At 71.7% G+C, this 22,878-nt stretch carries 20 protein-coding genes; 5 read left to right on the plus strand and 15 right to left on the minus strand.

What is annotated here, in order from left to right:
• Positions 1-20: 20 nt before the first annotated feature.
• From folP to dapE, 5 genes are all read right to left on the minus strand, one after another.
• Positions 21-833: a dihydropteroate synthase gene (gene folP, locus LX12_RS11595; protein ID WP_253655090.1), complete on the minus strand. Its 813-nt coding sequence runs from the start codon at positions 831-833 to the stop codon at positions 21-23.
• 98 nt (positions 834-931) lie between these two features.
• Positions 932-2,713, minus strand: a complete 1,782-nt coding sequence (locus tag LX12_RS11600) for a long-chain-acyl-CoA synthetase (protein ID WP_308213998.1) — start codon at positions 2,711-2,713, stop codon at positions 932-934.
• Positions 2,714-2,766: 53 nt separating this feature from the next.
• Positions 2,767-3,303: a TIGR00730 family Rossman fold protein gene (locus tag LX12_RS11605; RefSeq protein ID WP_253654716.1), complete on the minus strand. Its 537-nt coding sequence runs from the start codon at positions 3,301-3,303 to the stop codon at positions 2,767-2,769.
• Positions 3,300-4,109 (minus strand): LOG family protein, encoded by an 810-nt coding sequence (locus tag LX12_RS11610; protein WP_253655091.1) that lies wholly within the window; start codon positions 4,107-4,109, stop codon positions 3,300-3,302. Before LX12_RS11610 ends, LX12_RS11605 begins: the two co-directional genes overlap by 4 nt.
• A gap of 95 nt (positions 4,110-4,204) precedes the next feature.
• On the minus strand, positions 4,205-5,314 hold the full coding sequence (dapE, locus tag LX12_RS11615) for a succinyl-diaminopimelate desuccinylase (protein ID WP_253654717.1): 1,110 nt from the start codon (positions 5,312-5,314) through the stop codon (positions 4,205-4,207).
• An 88-nt stretch (positions 5,315-5,402) separates the two neighbouring features.
• On the opposite strand from dapE, the gene LX12_RS11620 reads away from it, so the two are divergent.
• Both LX12_RS11620 and dapD read left to right on the plus strand, forming a co-directional pair.
• Positions 5,403-6,050, plus strand: a complete 648-nt coding sequence (locus tag LX12_RS11620; protein WP_253654718.1) for an SDR family NAD(P)-dependent oxidoreductase — start codon at positions 5,403-5,405, stop codon at positions 6,048-6,050.
• An 18-nt stretch (positions 6,051-6,068) separates the two neighbouring features.
• A complete protein-coding gene (dapD, locus tag LX12_RS11625) occupies positions 6,069-7,025 on the plus strand; it encodes a 2,3,4,5-tetrahydropyridine-2,6-dicarboxylate N-succinyltransferase (protein ID WP_253654719.1) in 957 nt (318 codons plus the stop codon).
• A gap of 315 nt (positions 7,026-7,340) precedes the next feature.
• Here the strand turns inward: dapD and dapC are convergent, their stop codons facing one another.
• Both dapC and fdxA read right to left on the minus strand, forming a co-directional pair.
• A complete protein-coding gene (dapC, locus tag LX12_RS11630; protein WP_308213999.1) occupies positions 7,341-8,492 on the minus strand; it encodes a succinyldiaminopimelate transaminase in 1,152 nt (383 codons plus the stop codon).
• 13 nt (positions 8,493-8,505) lie between these two features.
• Entirely contained in the window at positions 8,506-8,832 is a 327-nt protein-coding gene (gene fdxA, locus LX12_RS11635) for a ferredoxin (RefSeq protein ID WP_253654720.1), read from the minus strand.
• Positions 8,833-9,054: 222 nt separating this feature from the next.
• Between fdxA and LX12_RS11640 the strand changes: the two genes are divergently transcribed.
• Both LX12_RS11640 and LX12_RS11645 read left to right on the plus strand, forming a co-directional pair.
• Positions 9,055-9,606, plus strand: coding sequence for a cysteine dioxygenase (locus LX12_RS11640; RefSeq protein WP_253654721.1), 552 nt, complete (start codon positions 9,055-9,057; stop codon positions 9,604-9,606).
• Between the two features lie 25 nt (positions 9,607-9,631).
• A complete protein-coding gene (locus LX12_RS11645) occupies positions 9,632-10,018 on the plus strand; it encodes a rhodanese-like domain-containing protein (protein WP_253654722.1) in 387 nt (128 codons plus the stop codon).
• Positions 10,019-10,127: 109 nt separating this feature from the next.
• Here LX12_RS11645 and LX12_RS11650 read toward each other — a convergent pair whose 3' ends face one another.
• Genes LX12_RS11650 through typA form a run of 6 tightly spaced genes read right to left on the minus strand, consistent with a single transcriptional unit; the run spans position 10,128 to position 18,641 of the window.
• The gene (locus LX12_RS11650; protein WP_253654723.1) at positions 10,128-10,895 is read right to left on the minus strand and encodes a hypothetical protein; all 768 of its coding nucleotides are present in this window, start codon (positions 10,893-10,895) and stop codon (positions 10,128-10,130) included.
• 16 nt (positions 10,896-10,911) lie between these two features.
• Positions 10,912-13,530, minus strand: coding sequence for a bifunctional FO biosynthesis protein CofGH (locus LX12_RS11655; RefSeq protein ID WP_301284500.1), 2,619 nt, complete (start codon positions 13,528-13,530; stop codon positions 10,912-10,914).
• Positions 13,520-13,894 carry a facilitated glucose transporter gene (locus LX12_RS11660; protein ID WP_253654724.1) on the minus strand — a complete coding sequence of 125 codons (375 nt, stop codon included), beginning with the start codon at positions 13,892-13,894 and terminating at the stop codon, positions 13,520-13,522. The genes LX12_RS11655 and LX12_RS11660 overlap by 11 nt, the downstream gene beginning before the upstream one ends.
• Positions 13,881-14,792, minus strand: a complete 912-nt coding sequence (gene mshB / locus LX12_RS11665) for an N-acetyl-1-D-myo-inositol-2-amino-2-deoxy-alpha-D-glucopyranoside deacetylase (protein ID WP_253654725.1) — start codon at positions 14,790-14,792, stop codon at positions 13,881-13,883. The genes LX12_RS11660 and mshB overlap by 14 nt, the downstream gene beginning before the upstream one ends.
• Positions 14,789-16,717 carry an ABC transporter family substrate-binding protein gene (locus LX12_RS11670; RefSeq protein WP_372504992.1) on the minus strand — a complete coding sequence of 643 codons (1,929 nt, stop codon included), beginning with the start codon at positions 16,715-16,717 and terminating at the stop codon, positions 14,789-14,791. Before LX12_RS11670 ends, mshB begins: the two co-directional genes overlap by 4 nt.
• Positions 16,718-16,730: 13 nt before the next feature.
• Positions 16,731-18,641, minus strand: a complete 1,911-nt coding sequence (gene typA, locus LX12_RS11675; protein WP_253654727.1) for a translational GTPase TypA — start codon at positions 18,639-18,641, stop codon at positions 16,731-16,733.
• Positions 18,642-18,950: 309 nt separating this feature from the next.
• Between typA and LX12_RS11680 the strand changes: the two genes are divergently transcribed.
• Positions 18,951-20,216, plus strand: a complete 1,266-nt coding sequence (locus tag LX12_RS11680) for a glycoside hydrolase family 183 protein (RefSeq protein WP_253654728.1) — start codon at positions 18,951-18,953, stop codon at positions 20,214-20,216.
• On the opposite strand, the gene LX12_RS11685 is transcribed toward LX12_RS11680, so the two are convergent.
• Positions 20,198-21,226, minus strand: a complete 1,029-nt coding sequence (locus tag LX12_RS11685) for an ABC transporter ATP-binding protein (RefSeq protein ID WP_253654729.1) — start codon at positions 21,224-21,226, stop codon at positions 20,198-20,200. The two genes, LX12_RS11680 and LX12_RS11685, sit on opposite strands and share 19 nt — an antisense overlap.
• Positions 21,227-22,846 carry an ABC transporter permease gene (locus LX12_RS11690; protein ID WP_253655094.1) on the minus strand — a complete coding sequence of 540 codons (1,620 nt, stop codon included), beginning with the start codon at positions 22,844-22,846 and terminating at the stop codon, positions 21,227-21,229.
• Positions 22,847-22,878: the final 32 nt, after the last annotated feature.

Here is a 22,878-nt window from a genome sequence, read left to right on the forward strand (position 1 = left end):
CCGTGTCCTGTGGTGTGCGGTCATGCGAGTCCCCTGACTGTTCGTTGCGGTGGACGTGTACCCGCTATCGCGGCGACCATGTCGACCACTCTCCGGGTGGCGGCGACCTCGTGGGCTCGGAAGACCCGCGCTCCCGCCGAGGCGGCGAGTGCGGTGGCTGCGAGGGTTCCCTCCAGCCTGTCCTCCAGGCCCACGCCCAGAGTCTCCCCTACGAAATCCTTGTTGCTCAGTGCCATCAGCACTGGTCGGCCGGTGTTAACGAGAATGTTCACGTGGCGTAACAGCGCGAGCCCGTGGTGCGAGTTCTTCCCGAAATCGTGCGTCGGGTCGATCAGGATGCCGTCGGCCGCGACCCCTGCGGCCTCGGCACGATCGGCCGCCGCGGTCACCTCGGCCAGTACGTCGGCGACGACGTCGGTGTATCGCACGCGATGCGGACGGGTCCGTGGGACCGCCCCGCCGGTGTGGGAGCAGACGATCCCCGCGCCGCACCGCGCCGCGGTGTGGACCAGGTCCGGGTCGGCACCGGCCCACGTGTCGTTGACGAGGTCCGCACCGGCGGCGCAGGACCGTTCGGCGACCTCCGAGCGCCACGTGTCGACGCTGATCACGAGATCCGGGTAGGTGGCGCGCACCCACTCCACGAAGGGGACGACCCGGCGGATCTCCTCCTCGGCGTCGACCTCGACGCCCGGACCCGCCTTCACGCCGCCGATGTCCACGATGTCGGCGCCCTCGTCGACCGCTCGCGCGACCCGTTCCATCGCACCGCGGTCCGTGAAGGCCGTCCCCCCGTCGTAGAACGAGTCGGGCGTCCGGTTGACGATCGCCATGACGAGCGCCCGCCCGGCGTCGACCGGGCGACCGCACAGGGTGGGCGACCACCCGGCGGGTGTGGCGGGGCCGACCGACTCCGACAGCACGCCTGCGGTTACGAGTTGCGGGGCGCCTTGGCGGCGGCGACGTCGTCGGCGTACCCGTCGTAGTACTCGACGTAGCCGTCGGACTTGCCGGCGAGGACGTACAGCGGGTCGTCGCCGGTCTCGGAGTAGCCCTGCTCGCGCAGCTCCACCTTCATCGTCTTGAAGGTCGACGTCTGCTCGAGCTGCTCGACGACGCGGACGAACAGCGGCAGCGCGTACGACGGCAGCGAGGAGTACAGGTGCTCGGCGAGCGCCGACCCGTCGAGCTTGTCGCCGTTCTTCAGCGTCACCGCGGCCATGCCCGCCTTGCCGTCGGTGCCCGGGACCTCGACGCCGAAGACCACCGACTGGCCGATCTGCGAGTCGGCGTCGATCGCGCCCTCGACCTCGGTGGTCGCGACGTTCTCACCCTTCCAGCGGAAGGTGTCACCGAGGCGGTCGACGAACGCGACGTGCGAGAAGCCCTGGTCACGCATGAGGTCACCGGTGTTGAACCACTTGTCGCCGTCCTTGAAGGCGTCGGTGATCATCTTCTTCTCGGTCGCCTTCGGGTCGGTGTACCCGTCGAAGGGGATGCGGTCGTTGATCTCCGAGATCAACAGTCCGGCCTCACCCTTCTTGACCTCCTTGACGCGACCCTTGTCGTCGCGGACGGGATCACCCGTCTCACCGTCGTACTCGACGATCTTGTAGGTGAGCGGGCAGAACCCGGCGGTGCGGTTGAGGTTGAAGATGTTGATGAACGCCAGGTTCGACTCGCTGGCCGCGTAGAACTCGACGATGCGCTCGATGCCGAAGCGGGTCTTGAACTCGTCCCAGATCTCGGCGCGCATCCCGTTGCCGACGGCGACGCGGACCGAGTGCTTGCGGTCGGTGTCCTTCTCCGGCTGGGCCAGCAGGTAGCGGCACAACTCGCCGATGTAACAGAACGCGGTGGCGCGGTTCTGGATGACGTCGTCCCAGAACCGCGACGCCGAGAAGCTGCGCCCGATCGCCAGGCACGCGCCGGCGCCGAGCACCGACGACAACGAGACCGTCAGCGCGTTGTTGTGGTACAGCGGCAGGCAGGCGTACATCGTGTCGTCGTGGCGCAGGCGCACACCCATGCCGCCGATGCCCGACATGCCGGTGAGCCAGCGGAAGTGGGACATGACGCTGGCCTTGGGCATCCCGGTGGTGCCCGAGGTGAAGATGTAGAACGCCTTCGTCGACGCCGACAGCGTCGCGGTGATCGACGGCTCCGACTCCGACTTGCCCTGCGACTGCTCCTCGATCTCGTCGAAGGTGAGGACCTCATCCGGCACCGCCGACTCCGACGCGGAGTCGAGCGCCTCGCGGGCGTCGGGGTCGAGGATGAGGACGTTCGCCTCGAGCACACCGAGGCTGTGGTCGATGACGTTGCCGCGCTGGTTGTAGTTGAGCATCCCGGCGATCGCGCCGAGCTTGACCACGGCGATCATCGCCAGGACCGCCTCGGGGCGGTTCTTCGACAGGACGCCCACGACGTCGCCCTCGGACACGCCCTTCTCCGCGAGCAGCGCCGACCAGCGGTTGATCCGGCGATTGCACTCGCCGTAGGTGTAGGACCGGCCCTCGAACCGCAGGAACGGGCGGTCGGGGTGGTCGGCGGCGCGCTTGGCGAAGAGGCTGCCGATGGTGATGGTGCTCGTCGGCTTGCGCAGCACGAAGCCGGGCGCGTTGCGGAGCATGACCGTGGCGTCGGTCGCGAGCCCGAGCACCCCCTTGGCCATGTCCTTCACTCCGACATGCGAACGGGCTTCGGTCGACACTCGGCTGCTCCCCACTGACTTCACCGACGATGGCACGTGCTGTGTGACAGAGGTTACCGGCTGGTAGAGAGCGCGATGGCGCGGGTCACAGAATCGGTCACCCGCAATCGCTCGAGCGCCGTCGCGGAGACGAAACCCTCCTCGCGCAGGTTCTCGAGCCAGTCCAGCAACGGGCGGTAGAAATCGAACGCGTCGAGCAGCACCACGGGCTTGTCGTGCATGCCCAGGTAGCCGCCCGTCCAGGTCTCGAACAGCTCCTCGAGCGTCCCGACCCCGCCGGGCAGCGTGATGAACCCGTCGGCGCGGTCGTCCATGATCTGCTTGCGCTGCCGCATCGTCTCGGTCACGACGAGTTCGTCGGCGTCGACGTCGGCGACCTCCCGGTCGACGAGTGCGCGCGGGATGACCCCGATGGTGCGACCGCCGCCCTCACGGGTCGCGCGCGCCACCGCACCCATCATCGAGATGTTGCCGCCGCCGGAGACGAGCGTGTGGCCACCGGCGGCGATGGCCGACCCCAGTTCGGCGGCGAGGTCGATGTGGCGCTGCGGGACCGGACCCGACGCGCAGTAGACGCAGATCGCGCTCACGCCGCGCCCCCACCGGAGGCGGCTCTCGCGGCCGCGGCCCGCGCCTGCTCGGCCCGGTCGGCGATCGCCCGGGTGACGGTCCCGACCGCCTCGTCGACGCTGTCGGTCGTGGTCAACAGCGCGACGTCGGCCTCGGAGACGGTGCCTGCCGACAGCAGCGTCGTGCGGATCCAGTCCATGAGGCCGCCCCAGTACTCGGTGCCGAGCAGGACGATCGGGAACCGGGTGACCTTGCGGGTCTGCACCAGCGTCAGCGCCTCGAACAGTTCGTCGAGGGTGCCGAAACCGCCGGGCAGGCAGACGAACGCCTGCGCGTACTTCACGAACATCGTCTTGCGGGCGAAGAAGTAGCGGAAGTTGACCCCGAGGTCGACCCAGTCGTTCATCGACTGCTCGAACGGCAGCTCGATGCCCAGACCGATGGAGACACCACCGGCCTCCGCCGCCCCCCGGTTCGCGGCCTCCATGGCCCCCGGCCCACCGCCGGTGATGACGGCGAGACCCGCACGGGCCAGCGCGGCGCCGAGCTCGACGCCCATGGCGTACTCGGGCGCGTCCGGCCGGGTGCGGGCGGAGCCGAACACCGTGACCGCCGACGACACCCCGGACAGCGCGTCGAACCCGGCGACGAACTCCGACTGGATCCGCAGGACTCGCCATGGGTCACGCTCGGCGCGGTCGGCGCGCAACCGCCCGTCGAGGTCGCTGCGGGCGTCGAGGTCGGTGGTGTCGAGCAGTCGGTGGTCGGACGTCGACGCGGGCTCGGAGCGGTCGCGTCGTCGACAACTCGCCCCGGCGTAACTCAGCGGTGCGGGCGCGGTCCGGTCGGGGCGTTCGGCATCGGTGCTGTCGGGATCGGGGGCCACGCCGCGACGGTAGTCGAGCGGTCGGGTCCCGCCGGTCAGCCCGTCGGCGTCGTCAGGTAGCGGCGCAGAGTCGCGGTGACCGATCGGATCTCTGCGGCCGAGACGCGTTCGTCGCGGCGGTGGGCGAGGCTCGGATCGCCCGGGCCCAGATTCACCGCCGGTACCCCTCGGGCGGCGAAGCGGGACACGTCGGTCCAGCCGAACTTCGCGCGGAACCGACCGTCGGCGGCGTCGACGAGCCCGCGCGCCGCCGGGTGCGACAACCCCGGGAGGGCACCCGGCGCGAGGTCGGTGACGGTCATCGTGACCTCCCCCGCGTCGAGCGGGCCGGCGAAGGTCTCCCGGACGTGCGCGAGAGCCGCGTCGGCGTCACGGTCGGGGGCGAATCGGAAGTTCACGTCGAGGGTGGCGACGTCGGGGACGACGTTGCCGGCCACTCCCCCGCCGACGGCGACCGCCGACAGCCCCTCCCGGTACTCGCACCCGTCGATGTCGACCCGACGCGGCTCGTAGTCGGCAAGGATGCGGAGCGCACCGGCGAGGTGGTGGATCGCGTTGTCGCCCATCCACGATCGCGCCGAGTGTGCGCGCACACCCGAGGCCTCCAGCCGCACCCGCACCGTCCCCTGACAGCCGGCCTCGATCAGGCCCCCCGTCGGCTCACCCAGGATCGCCACGTCGGCCTCGAGCCAGTCGGGCAGCTCGCGCTCGATGACGCCGAGCCCGTTGCGGGCCGCGTCGATCTCCTCGCAGTCGTAGAAGATGAGCGTCAGGTCGTGCGCCGGGTCGGCGACCGTGGCTGCGAGGTGGAGGAACACCGCGTCGCCGGACTTCATGTCGACGGTCCCGCAACCGTGCAGAACCGTGTCGTCGCCGTCGGGTGTGCGGTGGTGGGGCACGTTCTCGGCGATGGGCACCGTGTCGAGATGGCCGGCGAGGATGACGCGACTCGGGCGACCGCGGTCGGTGCGCGCGAGCACCCGGTTGCCGTCCCGGACGATCTCGAAACCCGTTGTCTGGGCACGCAACGCGGCCTCGACGGCGTCGGCGACGGCGGCCTCGTCCTGCGACACGCTGGGGATGTCGACGAGTGCGGCCGTCAGCTCGACGGGGTCGTCGTGCAGGTCCAGATGTGCGGTGCTCACGGTCGTCGAGGCTAATCGCGTGATCGGTCGGCGTGGAATACCGCCGCCGCACGCGTGAGTTGCCCCGGGCATGACGACTCTCGCGATCGTGGGTGCAGGTGCAGGACTGGGTGCGGCGGTGGCCCGCCGATTCGGGGCGGAGGGGTTCTCCGTCGGGTTGATCTCCCGCAACCAGGGGCGGCTCGACGCACTCGCCGACGACCTCGGCAAGGCCGGGGTGCACGCGAAAGGCTTCACCGCCGACGTGCGCGACCCGGCCTCGATCGCCTCCGCCCTCGAGCAGGTCACCGAGACACTCGGACCGATCGAGGTGCTGCAGTACAGCCCGCTGCCGCAGAAGGACTTCATGCGTCCGGTCCTGGAGACCACCCCCGCCGACATGGTCGGCCCGGTCGAGTTCTCGATCTACGGCCCGATCGCCGCGGTGCACCAGGTGGTCCCGGGCATGCGGTTCCTCGGCGAGAACAAGGGCACCATCCTGTTCGTCAACGGCGGGTCGGCGGTCAAGCCGGGTCGTGCGGTGACCGGCACCTCGGTGGCGTTCGCCGGGCAGGCCGCCTACGCACAGCTGCTCAACGAGGTGCTGGGCGAGGAGGGCATCCAGGTCTCGCAGCTGATCATCGGCGGGTCCATCTCCGAGGACCACCCCGAGAAGAACCCCACCGCGCTGGCGGAGAAGCTCTGGGAGCTGCACACCGGCCGCGACCGCTTCCGCATCCAGGTCGACTCGGACTGACCGGTAAGGTCACGAGCCGTGACTGAAGCAACGTCTGCGTCCGGGGTCGGCATCGCCACCATCACCGACGACGGCAAGGTCCTCGACACCTGGTTCCCCGCACCCGAACTCGGCACCGGCGGCGAGTCGGGCACGCAGCGGTTGTCGGGCGACGACGTCCCCGCCGACCTGGCCGCCCTCGTCACCGTCGACGAGGCGCGTGGCGTCTCACTCGTCGCGGTGCGGACCGTGATCGGCGACCTGTCGCAGCCGCCCGCCGACGCCCACGACGTGTACCTGCGTCTGCACCTGTTGTCGCACAGGCTGATCCGGCCGCACGGCGCGAACCTCGACGGTCAGTTCGGTCTGCTGAGCAACGTCGTGTGGACCAACTTCGGGCCGTGTGCGGTCGAGGGCTTCGAACTGACGCGCGCCCGGCTGAAGGCACGCGGCCCGGTCGCGGTCTACGGCGTCGACAAGTTCCCCCGCATGGTCGACTACGTCGTGCCGTCGGGTGTGCGCATCGGCGACGCCGACCGTGTGCGCCTCGGGGCGCACCTCGCGAGCGGCACCACCGTCATGCACGAGGGCTTCGTGAACTTCAACGCCGGTACGCTCGGCAACTCGATGGTCGAAGGCCGCATCTCCGCCGGTGTCGTCGTCGACGACGGCTCCGACGTCGGCGGCGGCGCGTCGATCATGGGCACGCTGTCCGGCGGTGGCACGACGGTCATCTCGCTGGGCAAGCGGTGCCTTCTGGGCGCCAACTCGGGCTGCGGCATCTCGCTCGGCGACGACTGCGTCGTCGAGGCGGGCCTCTACGTCACCGCGGGCACCAAGGTCACCGGCCCGGACGGGACGACGGTGAAGGCACGCGACCTGTCGGGACGCAGCAACCTGCTCTTTCGTCGCAACAGCGTCAGCGGCGCCGTCGAGGTGGTGCCGTGGAAGGGCGACGGCATCGCCCTCAACGAGGCCCTGCACGCCAACGACTGACCCGCGCCACCGCCCCACACCCCGGGGCAGACTCGCCGAGCGTGCCGACACCACTCGCCGAGCGTGCAGTAAATCCCGCCGACCGTGCGGTAGATCCCGTCGACCTTGCGGACAACTCCGTCGCGCGCGAAGCTTCTGCACGCTCGACGGGATTTCCCGCACGCTCGAGGGGTTTTTCTGCACGCTCGAGGGGTTTTTCTGCACGCTCGACGCGGTCTGTCGGCACGCTCGACGTCGAGTATCGGCACGCTCGACGCGGTCTGTCGGCACGCTCGACGTCGAGTATCGGCACGCTCGGCGGCGTGGGACCCAGGGTCAGGCGCCGGGGGCGACCGTCTGGGTGAGTCGGGCGACGGCGGCGGCGATGCGCTCGTCGGTGGCGGTCAGGGCGATCCGGACGTGCTGCGCGCCGGCGGGACCGTAGAACTCGCCGGGCGCGGCCAGGATCCCGAGCTCTGCCAACCACGCGACGGTGTCGCGGCACGGTTCGCCGCGCGTCGCCCACAGGTACAGCCCGGCCTCGGAGTGGTCGATGCGGAACCCGGCGTGGCGGACGGCCGTCGACAGAGCGGTCCGGCGGGCGCAGTACCGCTCCCGCTGATCGGCGACGTGCTCGTCGTCGCCGAGTGCCGCGACCATCGCCGACTGCACCGGGAACGGCACGATCAGCCCAGCGTGCTTGCGGACGGCGAGCAACTCCCCGATCAGCTCGCGATCACCGGCGAGGAATCCCGCCCGGTACCCGGCGAGGTTCGAGATCTTCGACAGCGAGTGCACCGCGACGAGTCCGCTGACGTCGTCGTCGCACACACGTGGGTCGAGGATCGACACGGCCTCGGCGTCCCAGGCGAGACCCAGATAGCACTCGTCGGAGATGACGATCGTCCCGCGCTCACGCGCCCACGCCACCACCTTGCGGAGGTGGTCGACGCCCAGGACCTTCCCGGTCGGGTTCGACGGGGAGTTCAGGAAGATCGCGCCGGGTCTCGACGGACCCAGCGCCACCGTCGAATCGGCGCGCACCGGGGTCGCACCGGCGAGCAACACACCGACCTCGTAGGTCGGGTAGGCGACCTCGGGGATGACGATCTCGTCGCCCGGGCCGAAGCCGAGGAGGGAGACGATCGACGCGATGGCCTCCTTGGTCCCGATGACCGGCAGGATCTGCGCGCCGTCCAGCGGCGTCGACCCGTACCGACGGGTGAGGGCGGCCGCGGCGGCGTCGCGCAGATCGGCCGTGCCGGCGGTCGCCGGGTATCCCGGGAACCCCGCGCCGCCGTCGAGACCACGACGGACGACGTCGGCGATGGGGTCCACCGGGGTCCCGACGGACAGGTCGACGATGCCGTCGGGGTGGGCGGCGGCTCGCGCCTTCACCTCGCTCAGCGAGTCCCAGGGGAAGTCGGGCAGTGTCGCGCCGACACCGCGTCGCGGACGGGTGCCCGCGAGGGCGGCGTTCTCGGTCACTCTTCGGTGTCCGTCACTCTTCGGTGTTCATCGGCGGCAGACCCTTGATGAACGCGGGGTCGTTCGCCGTCTTGCCGACCTTGCTCGCGCCCCCGGGCGAACCGAGGTCGTCGAAGAAGTCGACGTTGGCCTTGACGTAGGGCTCCCACTCGTCGGGGACGTCGTCCTCGTAGAAGATGGCCTCCACCGGGCACACGGGCTCACACGCCCCGCAGTCGACGCACTCGTCGGGCTGGATGTAGAGCATCCGCTCGCCCTCGTAGATGCAATCCACCGGGCACTCCTCCACGCAGGCCCGATCCAGCAGGTCCACACAGGGCTCGGCGATGATGTACGTCAACACACTCTCCTTCGCAGTACGCGCGTTCTCCCAAGTATCCGTGTCGGCGGCACGCAGGGACAAGCGGGGTCTAACCGAGGAGTTTCGGATCACAGCGGCTGCAAACCTCCCCGACCTGCTGTCGGACAACCACCCTGGGGGCCGTGACTGTTCCCCGACTGCCTGGGCGATGTCGCGGCTGATCGAGCCGACCACCCCGCCCCGCCTCGCCCCGGAGAACCGATGCTCACCCAGACCCGCCCGACGACGCCCGCACCGTCCCGCGTCGACGCCCCGCACCGCGTCCTGCCGACGCGGCTGTGCCCCACCGACCTGCTGCGGCTGACCGATGAGACCGCGGTCGACGTGCTCGACGGCCGGCACGACGCCGTGCTGCCGGCGCACTGGAGCACGACGGAACGATGGTCGACGCGACTCGTCGCCGACGACGAGGTCGACGTCTGGTTGATCAGCTGGACCCCCGGCGTGTCGACGGAGCTGCACGACCACGCCGGCTCGCTCGGCGCGTTGACCGTCGTGTCGGGGAGTCTCGCCGAGTACCGCTGGACCGGTCGCGAGCTGCGGGCGCGCACCCTCGACGCGGGCGACCAGGCGTCGTTCCCGCTCGGTTGGGTGCACGACGTGATGCGGAACCCCACCGCGCCGATCACCGTCGAGCCGACACTCAGCGTCCACGCGTACTCGCCGCCGCTCACCGCCATGTCGTACTACGAGGTGACCGCGGAACAGTCGCTGCGTCGGGTCCGCACCGAGCTCACCGATCAACCCGAGTGACCGCGACGCGGCATACCCTTCGCCCATGAGCGCACCCCGCACCATCGACGACGTCCTCGACGACGCGCGGTCGCGGCTGCAGCGGCTCGCGGCCGAGGACCTCGCCGCCGAGGTCGCGGACGGCGCGGTCGTCGTCGACATCCGACCGGCCGCGCAACGCGCCGTCGAGGGCGAGGTGCCCGGCGCACTGGTCATCGAGCGCAACGTGCTGGAGTGGCGGGCCGACCCGTCGAGCGACGCCCGCATCCCGGAGGCCGTCGACCACGACGTGCGGTGGATCGTCGTGTGCCAACAGGGCTACACGTCGTCGCTGGCCGCGGCCGCCCTGCAGGACCTCGGTCTGCACCGCGCCACCGACGTCATCGGGGGCCAGGAGGCGCTGCGCGACATCGGGTACGCGCCTCCCGCCTGACGGGACTGCACGCTCGGCGGTGATCTTCTGCCCGCTCGGCGGCGATTTTGTGCCCGCTCGGCGGGATCTTGTGCACGCTCGGCGAGGTGGCGCCGGGTGCGCGCGCGGGTCAGACGTGGACGGGTGCGCGCAGGCTCGCGGTGGCGGCGTCGGCGGCCCGCGACAGGGCTGCCCGCTCCCCCACGTAGTCGGCGACGGCCCCCACGACGGGAAGCTTGCTCAGCAGCCGCCACGGCTGCTTGGGCTGCGGCCGGTGCGACAGCACGTCGGTGATGGACCGCAGCAGACCCACGACCGCCCACACCGACTTCACGAGATCGAGGGGCGACGAGATGCGCACGCCGTGCCGGGCGGGCAGGCGGTCGTCGGCACCGTCGGCGAGCAGTCGGCGGGAGTCGACGACGCGGTCGCACAGCAGCGCCGCGAGCTGATCGGTCTGGTCGTGCCGGTCGCGGACGCCGTGCACCCGCTGGACGGCGCAGATGATGATCGCCTGGTGGGCGAAGCCGACGAGGTCCTGGATCGGCAGCCGATCGGCGAGCACCCCGAACACGCCCGGGTAGGCCACGACGACGGTCCCCAGGGCACCGACGCGGTCGACCCACCAGGCGGTCCGCTGGTCGACGGTCCACTTCTCCCACCGTGCGGTCCCGGGTGCCCCGGTCTGGTCGGTCGCCCAGACGATCGCGTGCGCGACGGTGGCCAGCAGCGAGTCGTCGTCGGACGACGCGGCGACCTCACGGGTCGCGCGCTTCAGGCCGAGCAGGTCGACGTTCTCGAGCACGTCGAGGACAGGATTGACGATGCCGGTGGCGGTGTAGAGCACACGCGCGACGTCACGATCGGTGATCGGCTGCTTCGGGGTCGCAGGGGCCACGGGTGGATCCCTTCGCTCAGGCCGCCGACTCGCGGCGGGCGTGGACGGTGGTGCGTTCGCGGGCGGGGCGACCGATCTCGGCGGCGATCGCGCGCAGCTCGGCGACGGTCTTCTCCGACCCGTGCTGCGACCCCGCCATGCGCGAGATGGTCTCCTCCATCAGCGTGCCGCCCAGGTCGTTCGCGCCCCCGCGCAGCATGACCTGGGTCCCGGCCGTCCCCAGTTTCACCCAGCTCGTCTGGATGTGCGGGATCCGGCCGTGCAACATCACACGCGCCAGCGCGTGCACCGCCCGGTTGTCGCGGTGCGTCGGACCCGGCCGGGACGCCCCCGCGAGGTACAGCGGCGAGCTCTGGTGGACGAACGGCAACGGCACGAACTCGGTGAACCCACCGGTCCGGTCCTGGATGCCGCGCAGCACGTTGATGTGGCCCACCCAGTGGTGCGGGGAGTCGACGTGGCCGTACATCATCGTCGAGCTCGACCGCAGACCCACCTCGTGTGCGGTGGTGACCACGTCGATCCAGGTCGCGGTCGGCAGCTTGCCCTTCGTCAGCACCCAGCGGACCTCGTCGTCGAGGATCTCCGCCGCGGTGCCCGGGATGGTGTCGAGACCGGCCTCGCGCAGGGCGGTGAGCCACTCGCGCACACCGACGCCCCCACGCGACGCGCCGTTCACGATCTCCATCGGCGAGAAGGCGTGCACGTGCATCGACGGGACGCGGTCCTTCACCGCGCGGACGAGATCCGCGTAGCCGGTGACAGGCAGTTCGGGGTCGATGCCGCCCTGCATGCAGACCTCGGTCGCGCCGGCGACGTGCGCCTCCCACGCGCGGTCGGCCACCTCCGACGCGGACAGGGTGAACGCGTCGGCGTCGCCCTTGCGCTGCGCGAAGGCGCAGAACCGGCAGCCGGTGTAGCAGATGTTGGTGAAGTTGATGTTCCGGTTGACGACGTAGGTGACGTCGTCGCCGACGGCCTCCCGACGCAGCGCGTCGGCCAGCGACGCGAGCGCGTCGAGGCCGGGCCCGTCCGCGGTCGCCAGCGCGAGGTAGTCGGCGTCGCTGCAGCCGGCCGGGTCGCGTTCGGCGTGCCGCAGCGCGGTCGCGACGTCGGAGTCGAGGCGCTCGGGCGCCGCGCTGTCCGCCAGCGCGAGCACCTGCTCACGCACGGTGTCCCAGTCACCGAACGCGCTGTTCAGATCGCTGCGGGTGTCGGTGGCGCGGCCGTCGGTGTCGATCTCGGTGTTGAGGTCGACGCGGCCCGACGACTGCCAGTCCTCGTCGGGCTCCTGCCACGGGCGGCCCTCCGGCAGGACGTCGGCGGCCAGGCCGGTCGCCGGGTCGGCCAGGGCACGCACGTGTCCGGTGATCCTCGGGTCGATCCACGGCTGGCCCGCGAGGACGTACCGCGGCTGCGCGGCGATGCGTTCGGTGAGCGTGAACCCGGTGTCGGCGGTGATCTCGGCCAACACCTCCAGGTCCGGCCAGGGCCGCTCGGGGTTGACGTGGTCGGGCGTCACCGGCGACACCCCACCCCAGTCGTCGACGCCGGCGGCGACCAGCGCAGCGCACTCGGTGGCCGACACCAGGTTCGGCGGCGCCTGGATGCGCATCGACGGGCCCATGAGGATGCGGGCGACGGCGACGGTCGCGACGAACTCGTCGATGTCGGCGTCGGGGGTGGCGCGCATCGCGGTGTCGTCCTTGGCGCGGAAGTTCTGCACGATCACCTCCTGCACGTGCCCGAAGGCCTTGTGCGCGGACCGGATCGCGAGGATCGACTCGGCACGCTCGCGCAGGGTCTCGCCGATCCCGACGAGGATGCCGGTGGTGAACGGCACCGACAGCCGACCCGCGTCGACGAGGACCCGCTGCCGGACCTCGGGGTCCTTGTCGGGGCTGCCGAAGTGGCACTCGCCCTTGTCGGTGAACAGCCGGCGGGAACTGGTCTCGAGCATCATCCCCATCGACGGCGCGACGGGCTTGAGGCGGGAGATCTCCTCCCAGGACATGACGCCCGGGTTGAGGTGCGGCAGCAGGCCGGTCTCCTCGAGGACCCGGATCGACGCGGCGCGCACGTAGTCGAGGGTCGAGTCGTAGCCGCGCTCGTCGAGCCACTGCGCGGCCTCGGGCCACCGGTCCTCGGGCCGGTCGCCGAGGGTGAACAGCGCTTCCTTGCAGCCCAGTTCGGCGCCGCGGCGGGCGATGTCGAGGATCTCGTCCATCTCCAGGTAGGCGCCCTGCCCCTCCCGGGCGAGCTTGCCGGGGACGGTGACGAACGTGCAGTAGTGGCATCGGTCGCGACACAGGCGGGTGATCGGGATGAACACCTTGCGCGAGTAGGTGATCTGTCCGGTCCGGTTCTCCGCGGCGAGACCGGCGTCGCGGACGCGCGCGGCGGAGGCGCAGAGGTCGTCGAGGTCGTCGCCGCGGGCGGCCAACAGCACGGTCGCCTCGTCGAGGTTGACCGTGGCGCCGCCCCGGGCCCGCCGCAGTGCGCGGCGCATCGCGGCCGGGGTGGGCGCGGGGGGTTCGGCGGCGGCGCCGGGAGGGAAGGACGGGGTGGGGAGTCCGACCGGTGGGTCGGTGGGTGTGTCGCCGGGGGTGCTCGTCACCCCCTGATCATGCGCCATCGCCGGGACGGGGGCGCGCGGGTCCCCGCCACACCCACGAGACGACCACCGGCGCACCGACGCCGAGGACCACGAGCAGCAGGGTCCGCCAGTCCGCGTAGAGCAGGACGTCGCCGCCCGGCCCACCGAGCAGACCGGCCAGCACGGGCACCAGCCACGCGAGCATCGGGCCGTAGCGGACGGCACTCGCGGTGAGGCTCGTGGCGATGCGCACGAACCACGCGACCAGCACCGCACCGATCACCGCGGTCACCGGGACGGGCACCGACCCGGCGTAGACGTTGAGGAACGTCACCGACAGCACACCGACGATCAGCCCGTCGACCGTGAGCGCGAGCAGGACGAGTCGGTCAGCGAGGCGCATCGTCGGACCCGTCGTCGACGACGCCCGCGAACAGGTCGGTCTCGCGACCACCCTCCGGGTGGGCCTGTCCACGCACGAGGATGAAGTGCTCGGCGTCCGGGATCGGCTGCAGGATGTCGTTGGACAGCGCGTACTCGCGCCGGCTCGGCGCGACGGTGATCTGGGTGGCGTGGGCGGCCATGGCGTCCACCTTGCGCTCGTACACGGCGCGGATGTCGATCTCCGTCGTGATCTGGTCGTCGGGGTAGCTCGGCAGCTCGCCGTCGGCGGGCATCCGCCACCCGGCGGGTACCCGGTCGACGGCGGCCGCCAGACCGTCGACGACGGCGCTGCGCTCGGACACCGACCAGTAGTGCTTGGACACCGACCAGCCGCGCTCGGCGGCTGCTGCGACGGCCTCGGTGCTGACGCGGTGCACGCCGACGTGGTCGGGGTGGCCATAGGTGCCGGCGGGGTCGTAGCCGACGACCACCTGCGGGCGACGCTCGACGATGAGGTCGGTGAGGAGTTCGACGGGCTCGTCACCGGCGCGCGTGAAGGCCCGCGGGTTGCGGGCCGCCGGCGAACCGGCCATCCCGGAATCCCGCCACCGACCGGCGCCGCCCAGGAAGTGCGGCTCGAGGACACGGGCGGACGGACTGAGGATCGACAGCGCGCGCGTCAGTTCGAGGATGCGATAGCCGCCGAGCTGGTCGGCGCCACCGTCGGCGACGAGCTGCGCCCAGCGCTGCCCGATCACCTCGCCCTCCTCGCCGAGAGTGCAGGTCACCACCGTGACCTCGGCACCGGCGTCGAGGTACCGGGCGATGACCCCGGCTGTTTGGATCGACTCGTCGTCGGGGTGTGCGTGCACGATGAGCAGACGCCGGTCGGCGGTGCCCCAGGTCGGGCCGGTCACCGCTGCACGACCCCCCACGAACCGACGGCCCCGAAGATGCCGGTGCCCACCGGACCGGTCAGCGGGACGTCGCGCACGCCCGGTCCGATGGCCGTCAGCATCGAGTCCTCGAAGACGGGCAGTCGCACGTCCTGCGCGGACACGATCTCCTGCGCGGCCCGCAGGTCGGCCGTCGGGTCGGTGGCGGTGAGGGCGCGGTCGGCGATGCCCTCCAGCGTCGGGTCGCAGAGCCCACCCACGTTGCTGGGGAACCGTGCCGACCCACCGTCGGAAGAGGAACCGGTCTGCGAGGGGGCACTGGTGGTGGTCGGGGTGACGCTCGGGGTCGTGCTGCTCTGCGGCGCCGACGACGACGGCGGGCTGGGCGTCGGCTCGCAGGCGACCGACGCGGCGAGACGGGTCGCCGGGGACACGGTCGCGTCGGACCAGCCGACGACGAGGTCGACGTCGGGGTCGGTCAGGGCCGGGCCGTACAGGTCCGACGACGACAGGGCCGAGACGTCGGTCGCGATGCCGGCCGATCGCAGCTGGTCGGCGACGGCGTCGGCGGCCGCGCGGGTGCGGACGTCGCCGGCGACGACGCCGATCCGGACGGTGAGCGTCTTGCCGTCGCGCTGCAGGGGCACCACGCCGGCGGGCAACGTCGCGCCCGCCGCCGACCCCGCCGCCGCGGCGCTGGTGGGTGTCGTCGTGGTCGGCGCACCGTCGGCGGGTCCCCCTGACGCATCCGGTGCCGCGCTGCCCGACGGGCTCGTCGAGGCGGTCGCGACCGCCGACGGCATGGGACGCCACCCGGCGCCGGCGAGCAGTCCGCCGATCGTCGCGGCGTCCGGCCGGACGCGGTCGACGGTGTAGTAGCCGGGATCCGACGGGGCCAGGACGGGATTGGCGACGGGGTCGACCACCGAGTCCCCCGCGGCGGCGTCGGTGACGACCTGCGTGTCCACGATCCCCAGCACCGCACGACGCACGGCGGCGTCGGCCATGACCGGCGACCGCGTGTTGGCGGTGAGCTCGAGGACACGTCCCACCGCGGTGCGTCCGACGACCACCCCCGGGATCGCGTCGAGGGAGCCGGCCATCGCCGGACCGCCGGTCAGCGCCACCACACCGGTGTCGCCGGAGCGGACCGACTCGGCGAGCTGGGTCGCGGTGCCCACCCGGTGCAGCACGATCTGGTCGACGACGGCGGGCGTGCGCCAGTAGCGGTCGTTGCGTTGCATCCGCACCTCGTCCCGGCTGGGGTCGATGACGGTGATCGTGTACCGCCCCGCCGACACCGGCAGACCGGAGTCCATACCCGTCTGGAACCCGTCGGGCACGCCCCGCAGCACGTGCGACGGCAACATCGCGGAGAACAACTCACGCCACGCCGGGTAGGGCGCCCGGAACCGCACGACCGCCTCCTTGCCGCCGGCGCGGGACGCCACGTCCTCGATGAGTCGGTACCCCGCGGGGGCGACGGTGCCGGGCTGGCGCGACATCTGCTGCCACAGGTAGGCGAAGTCGTCGGCGGTGACCGGCAGCCCGTCGGACCACTGGGCGTCCTGGGAGATGCGGTAGGTGACCGTGAACGGTACCTGCGACGTCACGTCGGCGCCGATCAGGACCGCGGGGTCCATCTGCCGCTGCACACCCGTCGGGGTGGCCACCGGGACGAACGCACTGGGCAGGGTGGCCGCGGCGACCGCCGTGGTGACCGGACTCTGGTCGGCCAGCAGGTGCGGGTTGAGCCCCACACCGATGCTGTCGGTGGCGACCTGGATGGTCTGGCCCGGCGACGACGTGGTCGGGGTGGCCGGCGCGGCCGACTCCCGTACGGGCGGCGGCGGGTCGGCGGTGCAGCCCGCGGCCACCACCGCGGCCAGTGCCACGGCCGTCGCGGCCAGGCCTGTGCGCGTCCGCGTCCTCACGCTGCTCACCATGGCGCGCGGGAGGTCAGCCCACGCTCTGGTTGCGGGCCTTGGCGCGGGCGCGTTCCCGACCGCGCGTGGTCGCGTCGAGGTCGACCTTGCGGACGCGGACCACCTCCGGGGTCACCTCGACGCACTCGTCGCCGGCACAGAACTCCATGGCGGCCTCGAGGTCGAGCTGCATCGGCTTGGCCAGCGTCTCCATGACGTCGGCCGAGGACTGCCGCATGTTGGTCAGCTTCTTCTCGCGGGTGACGTTGATGTCGAGGTCCTCCTGGCGCGGGTTGATGCCCACCACCATGCCCTCGTAGGTGTCGGCACCGGGCTCGACGAAGAACGTGCCGCGGTCGGCGAGCTGGATCATCGCGAACGGCGTCACGGTGCCCGCGCGGTCGGAGACGAGCGAACCGGTGTGGCGGGCGCGGATCTCGCCGGCCCACGGCGCGTACCCGTCGAAGACGGCGTTGGCGATGCCGGTGCCCCGGGTCTCGGTGAGGAAGTCGGTGCGGAACCCGATGAGCCCGCGCGAGGGGACGATGAACTCCATCCGCACCCAGCCGGTGCCGTGATTGGTCATCTCACCCATGCGGCCCTTGCGGGCGGCCAGGAGCTGGGTGACCGCGCCGAGGTACTCCTCCGGCACGTCGACGGTGAGGTGCTCGAACGGCTCGTGCAGCTTGCCGTCGATCTGTCGGGTGACCACCTGCGGCTTGCCGACGGTCAGCTCGAACCCCTCGCGGCGCATCTGCTCGACGAGGATCGCCAGCGCCAGCTCGCCGCGGCCCTGCACCTCCCACGCGTCGGGTCGGCCGATGTCGAGCACGCGCAGCGACACGTTGCCGACGAGCTCGGAGTCGAGACGGGACTTGACCATCCGCGCGGTCAGCTTGTGGCCCTTCACCCGGCCGACGAGCGGCGAGGTGTTCGTGCCGATGGTCACCGAGATCGCGGGCTCGTCGACGGTGATGCGCGGCAGTGCGACCGGGTTCTCCGGGTCGGCCAGGGTGTCGCCGATCATGATCTCCGGCATGCCGGCGACGGCGACGATGTCACCGGCGACGGCGGACTCGGCCGGCGCACGGTCGACACCGACGGTCGCGAGGAGTTCGGTGATCTTGGCGCGCTCGGTGACGGGCTGCCCGTCGACCTCGCGCATCCAGGCGACGGTCTGGCCCTTGCGCAGCTGACCGTTGTGGATGCGGACCAACGCGAGGCGGCCGAGGAACGACGACGCGTCGAGGTTGGTGACGTGGGCCTGCAGCGGCGCCTCCGGATCGCCCTTGGGCGCCGGGACGTAGGACAGCAGCACGTCGAAGAACGGGTCGAGGTTCTCCCCCTCGGGCACCGAGCCGTTCTCCGGCTCGACGGTGCTGGCGATGCCGGCGCGACCGGAGGCGTAGAGGACCGGCAGGTCGAGGGCGAGCTCGGCGGCCTCGGCCGCCTCCTCGTCGAGGTCGGAGGCGAGGTCGAGCAGCAGGTCGTGGCTCTCGGACACGACCTCCGAGATCCGCGCGTCCGGGCGGTCGGTCTTGTTGACGACGAGGATCACCGGCAGCGACGCGGCCAATGCCTTGCGCAGCACGAAGCGGGTCTGCGGGAGGGGGCCCTCGGACGCGTCGACGAGGAGGACGACGCCGTCGACCATCGACAGCCCGCGCTCCACCTCGCCACCGAAGTCGGCGTGGCCGGGGGTGTCGATGACGTTGATGACGTACTCGGTGCCGTCGGGCTGACGGCGGTGGACCGCGGTGTTCTTCGCGAGGATCGTGATGCCCTTCTCGCGCTCGAGGTCACCGGAGTCCATGACGCGGTCGACGACCTCGGCTCGCTCGCCGAACACCCCCGACTGCCGGAGCATCGCGTCGACGAGCGTCGTCTTGCCGTGGTCGACGTGCGCGACGATCGCGACGTTGCGGAAGTTCTGGACAGCGTTCACTACGAGGGTTCTCCGAAGGTCTGTGACGTCGACGGCTGTGCGCTCGACGTCTGGGGCACCACGCGGGCACGACGAGATCAGCCCGACCGCGGTGTGTGGCCGGGACAAGGGTATCCGGTCGCCCGGTGAGACAGCGGTCACAGCGATCCGTAACGGTTCGATGACCGTTCGGCAGCGATCCCCATCGGGCCGGGCGGGCGTGCGATCACTCGGGGATGATCGTCCCGATCAGTCCCACCAGTCACATGCGTCACAGGCGACGATGCACCCGGGACCCCGAGCAGGAGGACCACCCCGATGATGCGGCGCATGCGAGGCGTCACCCTCACGACCGTGCTGACCCTGACGACCGGCGTTCTCGCCGCCGTCACCGTGGCCGCCCCGGCGAGCGCGGCGCCCTGTGGAAACTCCGGGATCCTGGGGTCGAGCCTCGGCGGGTTGTTCGGCAGCGCGTTCCCCGGCGGCTTCGGCAGCAGCGGCGGGCTGCTCGGGAAGTCGAGTGATCAGCAGGATCTGCCGTCGCTCGGGAACGGACCGACGCAGACGGTCCGGTGGGTCACCGGGCCGCGCTCCCCGAACCGCACCGACACCCGCTTCGGGATCACCGGCACCGATCTCGGGATCGGCTGGGACAACGGGTCCGGTCAGACGCTGATGGCGTTCGGCGACACGTTCGGCGACTGCAACGCCCCGACCCAGCAGTGGCGCCACAACGTCGTGCTCCGCACGAACGACAAGGACCCGTCGAACGGTGTCGACGTCCCCGACGGGGTCGCCGGTGACGTGCGCTCGGGTGCGTCGGTGTCCGCGGCGAGGCCGCGGTTCGCGAACGAGGCCCTGCCGGCGGTCGGTGTCAGCGGCGCGGAGATCACGACGATCCCGACGGCGGCGATCGCGATCGACGGCGTCCAGTACATGAACATCATGTCGGTGCGGCAGTGGGGCGCCCCCGGCCGGTGGGTGACGAACTACTCGATCATCGCCACCTCGCGCGACAACGGTCAGACGTGGACCACCGACCCGCGCACCATCCGGCTGAACCTGCCCGCCTCGGTACCCGGCGTCGAGCAGATCGACGACAGCAACGGCAAGTACCAGGTGAACGCCTACCTGCGCGGTCGCGACGGGTTCGTCTACCAGTACGGCACCCCGAACGGACGCTTCGGCGCCGCGTTCCTCTGCCGGTTCGCGCCGCAGGACATCCTCGACCTGACGAAGTACACCTACTGGGACGGCAAGGGTTGGTCACCGGACACGACGAAGTCGGAGAAGGTCGTCACCGAGCCGGTCGGCGAGATGTCGGTGTCGTGGAACGACCGCCTGCAGAGGTACGTGATGCTCTACGGCCAGGAGACCAGCGGGTCGCTGGTGCTCCGCACCGCGACCGCCCCGCAGGGCCCGTGGAGCGCGCCGGTCACCCTGCTCTCGTCACGGCAGTACTCGGGTGTCTACGCGCCGTACATCTACCCGACCTCGGGGGGCGACAGCCGCTATCTGTACTTCACCGCGTCCCGCTGGCAGGACTACAACGTCATGATGCTGCGGACCGACCTGTCTCAACTCGCGCTCGGCTGACCGCCGATGACCGCGACCCGCTGCGGGTCGAGGGCGACGGTGATCTCGTCGCCGACGTCGACCGGTGACGTCGCGACGGCCGCGACACGCTCGCCGTCGGGGGTGCGCACCCAGAGGTGACGGTCCTCGGGGAGGGCGGCGACCGCCTCCACCCGGACCGGCACGCCCCCGTCCGCGACGAGCACCGACCGTGCCCGGACCCCGAGCCGGCAGCAGCCACCGGGAGAGGCCCAGGACACGTCGACCGGGCCCAGGGCCGTCTGTGCGACGCCGTCGACGACGTGTGCGTCGAGGAGCGTCGTGCACCCGATGAACCGGGCGATCTCGTCGGTCGCGGGACGTCGCCACACGTCGTCGGGGACGCCCTCCTGGGCGACGACCCCGTCGGCCATGATCGCGACGCGGTCGGCGATGGTGGCGGCCTCGGTGTGGTCGTGCGTCACCAGGACGGTGGGCGTGGCCGTCGTGTGCAGGATCTCAGCGATGTCCACCGCGAGCCGTTCGCGCAGCCGACGGTCGAGCGCCGACAGGGGCTCGTCGAGGAGGAGCAGTCGCGGCCGGGGCGCCAGTGCGCGGGCGAGAGCCACGCGCTGCGCCTGACCGCCCGACAGCTGCGACACCGGGCGGTCGCCGAGTTCGGGCAGGCCCACGAGGTCGAGCATCTCCGCCACCCGGTCGGCAACGTCGCGGCGCGACCACCGCCGCGCCCGCAGGCCGTACCCGACGTTCGACGCGACCGACCGCCCCGGCAGGAGGGCGCCGTCCTGGAACACGACGCCGAAGTCCCGGCGGTGCGGCGGCACGCCGGACAGGTCGCGGCCGTCGATGCGCACCGCTCCCCCGGCGGTCGGCTCCAGGCCGGCCACCGCCCGCACGAGCGTCGACTTGCCGCAGCCCGACGGCCCGATCAGCGCGGTGACCGGCGCCCCCTGCGCACCGACGGTGAGGTCGAGCCCCGCGAGCACGGCGGTGTCGCCGTAGTCGACGGTCAGGCCACTGATCTCGAGCATCTAGAACTCGCTCCCCTCGACCCCGCGGATCGACTCCATGAGCACGACGACGACGGCCGTGGTCAGGATGAGCAGCATCGACGCGGCCATCGCGGTGGCCAGGTACTCCGCGCCGGGCCGGTTCAGCGCGGACCCGATCAGCACGGGCAGCGTCGTGGTCCCCGGCCGCGCGACGAAGCCGGTGGCGCCGAACTCGCCGAGCGCGATGACGAACGCGAAACCGACTGCGACACCGAGGGATCGCCAGATCGCGGGCAGGTCGACGGTCCGCCACACGCGCCACGGGCCGGCCCCGAGTCCGGCGGCCGCGGCGCGCAGGGTGTCCGGGACGGCGGCCAACGCGGGCGCGATGATGCGCACCACCACCGGCGCGGCCACCACGGCCTGCACCGCGGGCACGACGACCGGAGAGGCCGCCACCGCGGGCGGGAGGGCGGCGAGGACGACGAGGTAGCCGAAGCCGACGGTCACGGCGCTCACGCCCAGCGGCAGCAGCGTGAGTCCGGAGGCGATCGCGTGCACAGGGCCACGCGAGCGCTGCAGCGCCATCGCGGCGAGCAGCCCGACGACGACGGCGAGGACGGTGGCCCACGCCGCGCTGACGACGCTGCTGCGCAGTGTGTCCAGGGGTGTCTCACCGTTCACGGGCACCGCGAGCGCGCGGTATCCCTCGAGTGTCCAGGTCCCGCCCGCGGTCGGTCGCACCGACCGGACGGCGACCACGAGCAGCGGTCCGACGAGGATCACCGCGCCCCACATCGCCGCGGCCACGGCGCATGTCCGGCGCGCGGGCGTGACCACGACCCGGGGACGGGTCCGACCGACGACGGCCTGTGTCGGCGGGGCGAGCAGTCGGGTGAGGACGACCGCGACGACGACGACCACGATCTGCAGCAGCGACAGCGCGACCGCGGCGGGGATGTCGAAGTACCCGATGGCCTGCGTGTAGACGGCGGTCTCCAGGGTCTGTAGCCGACCACCACCCAGGATCACGACGACGCCGAAACTGGTGGCACAGAACAGGAACACCAACGACGCCGCCGACACCGCGGGCAGCAGCAGCCGGGGCGCGACGACCGTGAGGAACGCCCGCGGGCCGCTCGCACCGAGCGTGCGGGCGGCCTGTTCGGCGCGGGGGTCCAGCGCCCGCCACGCCGCCCCGATCACGCGCACGACGACGGCCACGTTGAGGAAGGCGTGTGCGGCGAGGATCGACGCGACGGAGCCGTCGAGGCCGAGGCCGCCGAGTGGTCCACCCGGTGACAGCAACGCCCGGAACGCGATCCCGACGACGACGGTCGGCAGCACGAACGGCACCGTGACCATCACCATGAGCGGCGTCGACGCCCACCGCGGGACGACCGTGACGAGCCACACGAGCGGGGCGGCGACGACGAGGGTCAGCACCGTCGACGCCGCGGCCTGCGCGAGCGTGAAGCCGAGCAGCCCCCACGCGTCCGTGCGGTCGAGCAGCGCGACGAGTCCGGTCCCGTCGGAGCTCGTGAGGGCGCGGTGCACGAGCGCGACGACCGGCCACACGAAGAAGACCGCGAGGAACGCGACGGGGACGACGAACAGCAGGGTCGCGGGACGCGCACCCCGCGGGCGCCCCGCCGCCATCCCGCCGCGGCCGTGCACCACCGCCCGGGTGA

Source organism: Williamsia serinedens (assembly GCF_024171725.1).
GTDB classification, from domain to species: domain Bacteria; phylum Actinomycetota; class Actinomycetes; order Mycobacteriales; family Mycobacteriaceae; genus Williamsia_A; species Williamsia_A serinedens.